8 protein-coding genes are annotated in these 10,126 nt (G+C 59.8%); 3 read left to right on the forward strand and 5 right to left on the reverse strand.

Annotation, left to right across the window (positions count from 1 at the left end; translation table 11 throughout):
* From SGJ19_07035 to SGJ19_07055, 5 genes are all read right to left on the reverse strand, one after another.
* Positions 1–1,791: efflux RND transporter permease subunit (locus SGJ19_07035; GenBank protein ID MDZ4779988.1), on the reverse strand; the 1,791-nt coding region annotated here is incomplete at its 3' end.
* A 48-nt stretch (positions 1,792–1,839) separates the two neighbouring features.
* Entirely contained in the window at positions 1,840–2,151 is a 312-nt protein-coding gene (locus SGJ19_07040; GenBank protein MDZ4779989.1) for a copper-binding protein, read from the reverse strand.
* A 41-nt stretch (positions 2,152–2,192) separates the two neighbouring features.
* Entirely contained in the window at positions 2,193–3,989 is a 1,797-nt protein-coding gene (locus SGJ19_07045) for an efflux RND transporter periplasmic adaptor subunit (GenBank protein ID MDZ4779990.1), read from the reverse strand.
* A 114-nt stretch (positions 3,990–4,103) separates the two neighbouring features.
* Positions 4,104–4,634 carry a cation transporter gene (locus tag SGJ19_07050; protein ID MDZ4779991.1) on the reverse strand — a complete coding sequence of 177 codons (531 nt, stop codon included), beginning with the start codon at positions 4,632–4,634 and terminating at the stop codon, positions 4,104–4,106.
* A gap of 754 nt (positions 4,635–5,388) precedes the next feature.
* Positions 5,389–5,928 (reverse strand): hypothetical protein, encoded by a 540-nt coding sequence (locus SGJ19_07055; protein ID MDZ4779992.1) that lies wholly within the window; start codon positions 5,926–5,928, stop codon positions 5,389–5,391.
* Between the two features lie 368 nt (positions 5,929–6,296).
* On the opposite strand from SGJ19_07055, the gene SGJ19_07060 reads away from it, so the two are divergent.
* From SGJ19_07060 to SGJ19_07070, 3 genes are all read left to right on the forward strand, one after another.
* On the forward strand, positions 6,297–7,742 hold the full coding sequence (locus SGJ19_07060; protein ID MDZ4779993.1) for a TolC family protein: 1,446 nt from the start codon (positions 6,297–6,299) through the stop codon (positions 7,740–7,742).
* Positions 7,743–7,824: 82 nt separating this feature from the next.
* Entirely contained in the window at positions 7,825–8,946 is a 1,122-nt protein-coding gene (locus SGJ19_07065) for a sialidase family protein (protein MDZ4779994.1), read from the forward strand.
* Positions 8,947–9,564: 618 nt separating this feature from the next.
* The gene (locus SGJ19_07070; GenBank protein ID MDZ4779995.1) at positions 9,565–10,116 is read left to right on the forward strand and encodes a hypothetical protein; all 552 of its coding nucleotides are present in this window, start codon (positions 9,565–9,567) and stop codon (positions 10,114–10,116) included.
* Positions 10,117–10,126: the final 10 nt, after the last annotated feature.

The following is a 10,126-nucleotide window of genomic DNA, read 5'->3' on the forward strand; positions in this document are numbered from 1 at the left end:
CCAAAAGCCGTAGCTTTTTCCTGTCGTGAGAATGACCGTTAGCGACGTGACCAAGGCGAATACCAACAAAAACGTCGTTCGCCACGCCTCTTCAGAAGCCCCCTGACCGAACACCGCCTGCAACGGGAACATTCCCGCGGCGAGCACCAGCAGCACGGCGAACATCCACATCACCAAATTCCGCCGCGGCAGCGCCCAGGTCAGCAGCGGCTTATAGATGTGGATAAAGCTGCGCACGATCCAATTCTCCTCTTCGCTCCGCAGGCGCCCTTTGATGAACGTGGGAATCAGCGCGGGGACGAGCGTTACCGAAATCAGCGCCACACCGATCATGGCAAAGCTCTTGGTGAACGCCAGCGGATGAAATAGCTTGCCTTCCCGGCCGCTCAGCATGAACACCGGGACGAACGATAGGAGCATGATCAGGACGGAGAAAAAGATCGGCCGGCCGACCGTGCGGCAGGGCTGAATCACTAGCTCGCGGATGTCGCCCGTTACCTTACGGTCGCCGAAATGCTCCTTCAAGTGATGCGTTGCATTCTCGGTCATCACAATCGCCTGATCGACCAGGATGCCGATCGAGATCGTGATGCCCGCCAACGACATGATGTTGGCCTGAATGTCGATGATGCCGGTTTCGCGCAGCACCCACATCATCAGGAACGAGAACAACACCGCGAGCGGCAGCGTGATGCAGATTACGAACACGCTGCGGAAATGCATCAAGATCAGCAGAATCGCCAGCGAGGCGATCACCATCTCGTGCCACATCACTTCGCTGAGCGTGTGAATCGCCCCTTCGATCAGTCGCGTGCGATCGTAGGCGGCGACGATATGCACGCCCTCGGGCAGTCCAGGCTGTAGCTCGTGAATCTTCTCCTTGACCCGCTTCGTCACTTCCAGCGGGTTTTCGCCATGCCGCATCAACACCGCTCCGCCGGTGACCTCGTTGCCGTCTTTTTCATACACGCTGCGGCGGAACTGCGTACCGAGTTGCACCGTGGCGATGCTATGGACGTAGATCGGCGTGCCGTTCACTTCCTTGATGACGGTGTTTGCGATGTCGTGCTTATCTTTGATCCAACCGACGCCGCGGACGATGTACTCGGCGTTGTTTTTTTGCACGACGCCGCCGCCGGCCGGCATGTTGCTCTTGCCGACCGCGGCGTAAAGCTCGCCGAGCGTAATTCCATAGGCCCTCAGATCCTCCGGCCGCACGTCGATTTGATACTCCAGCGGCGTGCCGCCCACGATCGCCACGTCGGCCACGCCTGGCGCGGAGTTCAGTTGCGGGGCGATGTAGAACTTGTTGATCGCCCACAGCCGGCCCGAATCGATGGGGTGCTCCAGGCTGGTTTCGACCGTATACCAATAGATTTGCCCCAGCGCCGTCGCATCCGGCGCGAGGTACGGCATCACGCCGGCCGGCAAGAACGTGTTGGCCTGACTGAGCTTTTCGGTGACCCGCTGGCGGGCGAAATAAAAGTCGATGTCGTCGTCGAAGATGATCGTGATCATCGAGAAGTTAAATTCCGATGACGACCGAACCGTTTTCACTCCCGCCAATCCCTGCAGCTTGCGTGAAAGCGGATAGGTCACCTGATCCTCGATCTCGCGCGGACTGCGCCCCATCCAGTCCGTGAACACGATCACCTGATTCTCGCTCAGATCCGGAATCGCGTCGACGGGCGTATGGAGTGTGGCGTAGATGGCGGCGACCGTCAGCGCAGCGGTTACGATCAGCACCAGAAAGCGATTGCGAATCGAAAGCTCGATGATTTTCTCAATCATGGCGACAACTCAGATCCTGGCATCAGTAACAGTGAATCCGACCGACAATTAGCGTTTGTGAATGCTAGTGATGACCTGGTCGCTGCTCTGGACGTCAAGTTGTCCCATGACTTCGTCGCCGGCGTTCAGGCCTTCGAGCAACTCAGGCTTTTCGACCTTGAATTCCATTTCCATGCCTTGCATCAGTCCCGAAATGTCTTCGTGGTCCAGCGTGACTGTCCCACGGTCGCGGTCGACTGCCACGATCTTGCCGATAATGTCGTATTGCTTTGCCGTCGGCGAGGTTGGCGTCCTTTGGCAACCAACACCCACCATCACGATGGACAACAGCAATGTGATTGCGCAAAACATCTTTTTCATCAAACAATCTCTCATGTGAGATGGACGGACTTATTCCGACGTTATTCTTGGTTCGCGCCCCTCAGTTCCTTGACCTTGGCGAGCGTAGCATCCGAGTTCTTCAGAGCGTTCTCTTTGCAGCTATTGCAGCAGATGAACAGTGATTCCCCCGCGACCATCAATTTGACCGGCGCTCCCATCGATCCCAAGCGACTGGCCGGCAATACGGGGCAGAAGCGTTGCGCCTCGGCAAGCGTGCGGTCCTCCGGCGCTAGCTTCGCGAGCGCCGCTTTGATCTTGCCGTTCGGATCTTCCGGCGTGGATGGTCGGACCGTCGTCACGCCGGACCGCTCTTGCGATCCGCCGCTGCCGCCGAAGTAAATCGAGCCGGCGGCCGGATTGAGTCGGGTCTCCGCATCGACGAGAAACGAGCCGCTGGTGACGACCAAATCGCCAGGCATGAGGCCGCGCAGGATGGGGTAGAACACGACGCCGTCCGGGCCAGACATGCTCGGTCCCACAGCCACTTCGACGCCTTCAAAGGTGTTGGGCAACGATTGACGGTAGACGATCTTCTGGCTGCCGGTGTCGATGATGGAACTCTCGGGCACTGCCAACACGCGTCCTTCATCGAGCATCTTCTGGCGCCGCGGATCATCATTCGCGCTTGACAGTGACGCGACGTCCTTCGGCTCGACCTTGAGCGTCACGGATGCCGTGCTGCCTGGTCGCAGCTTGTGGCCCGGGTTATCCAACTCGAACCGCACGGTGACGGTCCGCGTGTTTTGATCGACATGGGGATAAATAAACGCCAACTTGCCGTGGAACACCTCGCCCGGAAACGCCCGCGTGGTCGCGCTAATGTCCAACCCATTCAAGTTGCGCTGGCGGTCTTGTTCTGTGTCGCCGACGGGCAAGAACGCTAGATCATCTTCATAAATCTGGGCCTGAATCCAGACGGTCGCGAGATCGGCGACCTCGTACAGCGGCGTCCCTTCCTGGACGTACTGCCCCGCGCGCACGTATTTGGTGATCACATGGCCGTCGATCGGCGAGCGAATCTTGAGGTGAGAAGTCGACTCGCCGGCCGATAAGATTTCGTCAAGCTGCGCGTCGTCGATCCCCAGTCGCTCCAGGCGCGTTCGCGCTCCCGCGAGCAACTGTTGATTTCCGCTTCGATTCGCGTTCAGCAGGTTCTCAACCGTGACGTTCAGCTCCGGGCTATAGAGCAACGCCAACTCGTCCCCTGCCTCGACCATCTGTCCGGTTTCGTTGACGACTAGCTTGTCGATGCGACCGGCCACGCGCGCCGCAACGGTGCGCTCGCCCCGTTCGTTGAATTCCACGTAGCCGACGGCGGTGAGTTGCTTGGTCAGCGGTTGGTAGTCGACCGGCCACGTCTGCACGCCGGCCAACACGACGCGATAAGGCGTCAGTTGGACGCGATTCACAATGCCGTCCGGCAAGGCCTCGGCCACGCCGCTCCCCTTCTTCCGCTTGGAGAGCGGCATGAAGCAGATCGGACACTTGTCCTTGGGATTGTCGCGAATGATCGAGGGATGCATCGGGCAGAAGTACTCGATGCCGGACGCGGCAGCGGCGACTGCGCCTGAGGGCCGAGTCCACTTTTCGTAGTAGGCGTTGAGCGTGTCCCATTGCGTGATGATCACGCCGATCACCGCCAGGATGCCGATGAAGCGCAGCCGCGCTAACTTCACCAGAATGATGAAATCAAACCACCACCAAGCCTTCCGCCAGCCTTTCAGCCCGGGCGGCGCGCGCAGTCCGCCTTCGTCATTGTCGGACGGCAGCGGGCCAACCGGGTCGTTTGCGGACGGGAGGCGATTTACGCCAAACATGAGACTCTCCTCGATAGATAAAGCAACAAAAGGCAGCCGTGACGCAAGCCAGCCAGACACTTGGTGCTAACCCGCCAGCCTGGCACGGCTGCCTCCGCCTCTCTCTCGATCGGCTCAATAGTTCTCGCCCGTGAATCCGGCGGCGGTCAGCGCCTCGATCAACTGGTGACTCGTGACCTCGCCGTCGTCGGTAAACTGTACGCCCAGCGAGTGCTTCTTGGGGTATGCCACGACGCGCTTCACTCCCTCCAGTTTGCTCAACGCTTCCTTGGCGCGCTCCGCGCTAGCGTCATCCATAATTTCCGAGGCTTTCAGCGCCAGCCAGCCGTCGTAATGCAGGTTTCCGCCCATCATGTGCGGCGTATCGGCGATCAGCAGCGCGAGTTTCTGCGCCGGCAGCACCGCCTCATCGAACTCGATCTTCGCATTCTTGGTTTTCCAATCGACCTTGACGGATTTCACGCCGTCGATCTGCCGTAATGAAGACTCGACCGTCTTCGTGCAGGGCGGACAGTGCAGGCCGGTGATCAAGTAGGTCGCCTTGACGACCGTGACGCCTTCTTCTTTTGGTTCGCTTGCATCTTGAGCGTATGCGAGCGCCGTGAGTGCCGTCGAGGCAATGGACAACAGGAAGGGGAATCTCATGCGTCACCTTGGAGGGAAGAAGGAAAATCATGCCTGGCCCGGAGCGCCGGGCCAGGCGGCAACACGACAGATGGGACGCTTAGAAGTTGTAGCGCCGTGGGTCCGACTTCGGCAGTGAATTGGCCGAGGGCCGTGACGTCCGCATCCGCGACGCCGAATTTGACGGCTCAAACAAGTAACTCCGCGTCGACCGAACTAAGCTCGGCGCCTGCGCCGCCCTCGTCGAATCACTCGGCGCGGACGGTTCGTACGAATACCGGCGTGTCGTCGACGGCGCATTCGCCACCGCCGCTGGACTCGGCGACTCTTCGATCATTCGCGGAGCGACCGAACGATACGAGCGTCGCACACTGGGCGTCGGTCGATGCGTCATGCTCCCGTCATAGTTGCCAGTCCCCTTCGACCAGGTGCGAGGGGTCGCGGTTGAGGAACTGACGGTCGCCAGAGTCAATGCGACAACTGTGAACAGGATCATCTTGACGTTCATGATAGTAACCGCCTTCTTGAGGAAATGGCGTTGTCGGGCGCGTCGACGCGACGCAGCCGTCCAATGCCGTTGGATCAATCTCCCAGCCTGGATGGGCTAAGGAATGGGTGCGACCGGCGCCACTCAGCGCCAGATCGAATGGAGTTTGCCGAACAAGAACGCCAGTAATGATTCAAGAGCCGCCGAGAGCGAATTCGATCCGCCCTAGAAACGTACTTAAAGAAACACCCAGCGAACGCCGCAAAGAATGCGGCATGGGCAAGAGATTTAGATCACGAGCTTGCGCAACCTGATCACGAGATCTGGCGCCGTACAAGAAGCTACGTGGTTGTCGTCGAAACGATGCGCTGCAGCTTGAAACAGCGACTGCAGCGAAGCTGCCGCGTCGGTTGTCAGTAGCTCCAACGGACGGGCTTCATCAAAGTTCGACTTGATGACCACGGTTGGAGTCACATACGTCTGGGAAACCGGCTGGCAGCAACCCTTGTCGCTGACCGATTCGCCGCCGGAACTGCGCCCCGGCTTTTGAGGTTCATGCGAGCAACAAGACTTCCTGCGGCAGCAATCGGTACCGCCTTGCTTGTCGGTGCCGTGCGCACAGCAAGAACAGCCACAACTCGCTGACTCGGCTGAAGTCCACGTCCGGCCAGCGCACACGGAGGTGTTGCAAGTCGCCTCGTAACGGCCGTCCGCGCAAATGCATCCACCCACTGTGCGGCCGTTCAACACCGCCAACGGAATCATCGCCCAGACCGCCAGCGCCTCTAAGCGATTGCTCAAGCGGCGAATTGTGGCAGTTCGGAACATGATGGTACTCTATACGTGACCAAATTCTCGGGCGTAAGGACGCAACGGCTTGGATGTCAAGACTTCCCGATGGTTACGGTCTTCTACGTTAACTTTATCGGTTGTTTTGGCCCCCGGCAAATAAGAAAGGCGCTCGCGACGTCCAGTATTGTGCGGAAGTCGTTTCTCGCCAGCACTTAACGTCGAATCCGACAGTCCCTCGCTAGCAATGAATATTAGGGGTCACGGCGACCCTTCCGGATGTAATGCATTTCATCGTGTAACCGCTTCAACCCGCCGATTTCCTCACTTCTGGGCCGGTGCGTCCGTCCCGATTCCCGCTAACCCGCCAGTCTCGACGAGTCCGCCAGTTGCCGCACGGAGGCGTCATGTCGCTGTTCCGCAGAGTGCAACTATGCGCGGTTGCCACACTGTTCGCGGTCGGTTGTCAATCAACCGGGCCTCGAACGGCAAGTTTTCCGCATTCCAAATCCGGCGCCGTCCGCGTCGAAACGGCTACGAATTCAGTTACGTCGGCCGCGCGAAGTCCTGGCCCATCGAGCGATATCGTCAGCCAGATCAAGCCGGTAACGCATCGGGAGGAATCGTCTGAACTCTCGTTGCCGCAGCTCGTGGCTGACGTGCAAGCACGGAATCCGTCGCTGCAGGCGATGATCTCGGCTTGGCAGTCCGCAGCGCAGCGCTATCCGCAAGTGGTCTCACTCGACGATCCCATGTTCTCCTCGATCGCGGCGCCGGCCTCGTTTGACAACGACGAGCTGGAATCGGCCTACGCCTTACAGGGTGGCCAAAAGCTCCCCTGGTTTGGCAAACGCGCGGCGCGCGGCCGCCAAGCCCGGGCGGAGACCGCCTCGGCATTCCACGAAGTGCAGGACAGCCGCTTGCGCTTAGTCGCGATCACGCAAACGGCCTACTTCGATTACTACTTGGTACGGCGTCAACGCGAGTTGATCGACCAGAATGTCGTGATCCTACGTCAATTCCGCGACACGGCGGACGCCAAATACCGCGCTAGTCAGGTGACGCAGCAGGATCTGCTGCAAGCCGACGTCGAGCTGATTGAACTGGAGCGCCGCCAAATCGAGTTGGAGCGCATGAATCGCGTGGCGGTCGCGCGCATCAATACGCTGTTGCGTGTACCTCCTTATGCGCCGCTCGCCGCGCCGCCGCACAAGTTGGAAATTCCGCCCGGCCAATTCAATCCCGAACTGTTGCAGCAGCTGGCGATTGCGCAACGCCCCGACTTGACGTCTATCGCGGCCCAAGTCCGCGCCGAACAGGCGGCGGTGGCCGTGGCGATGAAAGCGTACTATCCGGACGTGGAATTCTTCGGTCGTTACGACACCTTCTGGCAGCCGTCCAGTACGCAAGGCGACCTGCGGGGCCAAGTGGGCGTCAACCTGAACATGCCTCTGTACCGGGGACGCCTTAACGCGGCCGTGCGCGAAGCGATGTTCCGCGTCAGCCAGCGACGGAGCGAATACGAGCAACGCGTCTTGGATATTCAGTACGAAGTCGTTACCGCCTACGAGCAACTTGAGGAAAGCCGCCGCACATTGCGGCTTTTCTCGGAACGGTTGATTCCCGTGGCGGAGCAAAACGTCAGCGCCGCCCGAGCGAACTACGAGGCCAATACGTCCAGCTTTCTGGAGCTTGCGACGGCGCAGCGGCAACTCGTCACGCTCCGCGAGGAACAGGAAGCGGCATTGGCCATGTTCCATACCCGCCTGGCCGAGTTGGAACGCGCCACGGGAGGACCGGTACTCACCGAAGTGACCGCGGAAGAGGTCCGCCGTCCGCCAGCCGACGGTTGAGAATACCGACGCGGGCGGTAGACTGATCAGGAACGGCATCCGGTATGGCCGGTTCCTGATCCATGTTCTCGACGAGCCTCCCATGAAACCTACGGCGCTTGCGGTAGCAACCGCGCTTTTGCTCACGCTGCACGCAACCGCCGGAACGCCGGTCGAAGTAGCTCGCGGCGACAAGGCATCGCAACCTCGGCAGCCTCAAGTGGCCGTGGACGAGGACGGGGCGATCCATCTGGTCTATGGCGTCAACAACTCCGTCCGCTATTGCCGCTCGGACGACCAGGGCAAGTCGTACTCTGCGCCGACGGAATTGCCGAGCTTAGGCGCGTTGTCGCTGGGCATGCGACGCGGACCGCGCATCGTGGCGTTTGACGGAAGGATTGCGGTCACAGCCATTGGCGGACCATTGGGCAAGGGCCAGGACGGGAATGTGTTGTGCTATCGCTCCGCGGACGCCGGTGTGACTTGGTCCGCTCCTATAGTCGTCAACGACGTAGCGGACTCGGCGCGGGAAGGACTGCATGGAATGAGCGCTGGCCCGGACGGAACTGTTTGCTGTGTTTGGCTTGATTTGCGACACAAGAAATCGGAGGTCATGGCGGCGACGTCCGTCGATGCCGGCGCTACGTGGTCCAAGAACGTACTGGTTTACCGATCGCCGGACGGCAGCGTCTGCGAGTGCTGTCATCCCAGCGTCGCATGGGGAGCGAATGGCGTCGTGCATGTCATGTGGCGCAACTCGCTTTCGGGAAATCGCGACATGTACGTGGCTAAATCCACTGACGGTGGCGTCAGTTTTGGAACGGCGTCCAAGCTGGGCGCGGAAACCTGGCCGCTCGACGCTTGCCCCATGGATGGCGGCGCAATCACTTGTACTGCAGCCTACGGGGTGAGCGCCGTCTGGCGGCGCGAGGGCAAAGTCTACCTTCTTACCCAGAACGATTCTCCAGAACGCCTCTTGGGTGACGGCGAACAACCCTGGATCGCAGCTTCGCCGAAAGGAGTCTACGTCGTCTGGTTGAAAAACCGTGCTGAGGAGGCTTTCATACTTCGTCCGGGGGAACTCGTGCCGACACAGCTCACTTCCCAAGCATACGACCCGGTCGTGGCGGCCTCGCCGACCCTTACCGGGCCGGTGGTCGCCGCCTGGGAGGGTCGCGATGAGACCGGGGCCTACATCATCCTGTGCGAGGTCGTCGGACAGTGAAAATGGACCGCAATTCCGGCCGCTACGTCGGCGACCCGGCACAATTCTTGGGCGGCATCAGCACATCAGATTGGCAGCAAGTGTCCTGCATAAAAGTGAATCACACGAGGCAAATACTCCCTAAGCCATTCTGCGGCAATGGGTTAAAGTGAATTCCCCTGGCTGTTTTCTTATCCGGCATAGCGGTTGCGATTCGCCCACCCCTGCAACAACTCAATTGCAGGGGGCAAAGTGCGGCGAATCCATCCTTGTGCCATTGCATTTCAGGCCATCTCCTTCCTTGTCTTGCTGTGCACTACGGCAAAATCGGCCACCGCACGTGAACCGTGCACGGCATGTGAAATCGGGGCGACGACTGTTACTGCGATCCGAGGTCGTCCTGGCTGGCGATGCGCTACCTCTCGCAACTTTCGCGTCGTCTGTCATACTCGCGCTGGCGACGCCAATTCGATTGCGGAACATTGTGAGAAACTGCGCGGTGCGTTATGCGAGCGCTGGTTTCCCGATCAGCACGAATCGACCTGGGATCCGCGTTGCGAAATCGTCGTTCATCAAGACGCAGCGAGCTATCTCCAAGCCGTTGGGCGGGGCGCTTCAAGTACCTCGGGTTCGGCCGACGTGAAGACCGATCAATACAGGGTGGTGTCGCGACGCGTTGACTTGCGAGCGGACAAGTCCAATCTGCTGACGGCGGCCCTGCCACATGAAATGACCCACGTCGTGGTCGCCGACTGGATGAAGGGAAAACCCTGGCCGCTTTGGGCGGAAGAAGGGATGGCAATGTTGGCCGACCCTGCGGAGAAGCAAGCCAGACATACGAGTGATCTTGAGACGGCATTTGCTTCTGGCTCAGCGTTCAGCGCCGCCGAGCTGCTCACTTTGGAGGCTTATCCCTCACATGATCGGTGGCCGGCGTTCTATGCGCAGAGTCACGCCCTCGTGGCCTATCTGGTTAAAAAGGAATCCCCTGAGCGATTCGTAAAGTTCCTCGGCTCGGTCGAGGAAAACGGATATGACTCGGCTCTGGATGAGCATTACGGAATTCGTGCGGTCGGAGCACTGCGCCTTGCCTGGCGCGAGACGGGCAAACATAGGGCCGTTTCGATGCACGCTGAACATTGCGATCTTACGGCGCTGACTCAAGTGGACGCGCTAGCATCATCCCGTTGAGGGCCACACG

This window comes from Planctomycetia bacterium, assembly GCA_034440135.1.
In the GTDB taxonomy this organism is placed as follows: Bacteria; Planctomycetota; Planctomycetia; order Pirellulales; family JALHLM01; genus JALHLM01.

Coding starts and splice junctions, on each gene's coding strand:
- SGJ19_07040 (MDZ4779989.1), bottom strand. CDS start 2,151: ATGAAAAAGATGTTTTGCGCAATCACATTGCTGTTGTCCATCGTGATG.
- SGJ19_07045 (MDZ4779990.1), bottom strand. CDS start 3,989: ATGTTTGGCGTAAATCGCCTCCCGTCCGCAAACGACCCGGTTGGCCCG.
- SGJ19_07050 (MDZ4779991.1), bottom strand. CDS start 4,634: ATGAGATTCCCCTTCCTGTTGTCCATTGCCTCGACGGCACTCACGGCG.
- SGJ19_07055 (MDZ4779992.1), bottom strand. CDS start 5,928: ATGTTCCGAACTGCCACAATTCGCCGCTTGAGCAATCGCTTAGAGGCG.
- SGJ19_07060 (MDZ4779993.1), top strand. CDS start 6,297: ATGTCGCTGTTCCGCAGAGTGCAACTATGCGCGGTTGCCACACTGTTC.
- SGJ19_07065 (MDZ4779994.1), top strand. CDS start 7,825: ATGAAACCTACGGCGCTTGCGGTAGCAACCGCGCTTTTGCTCACGCTG.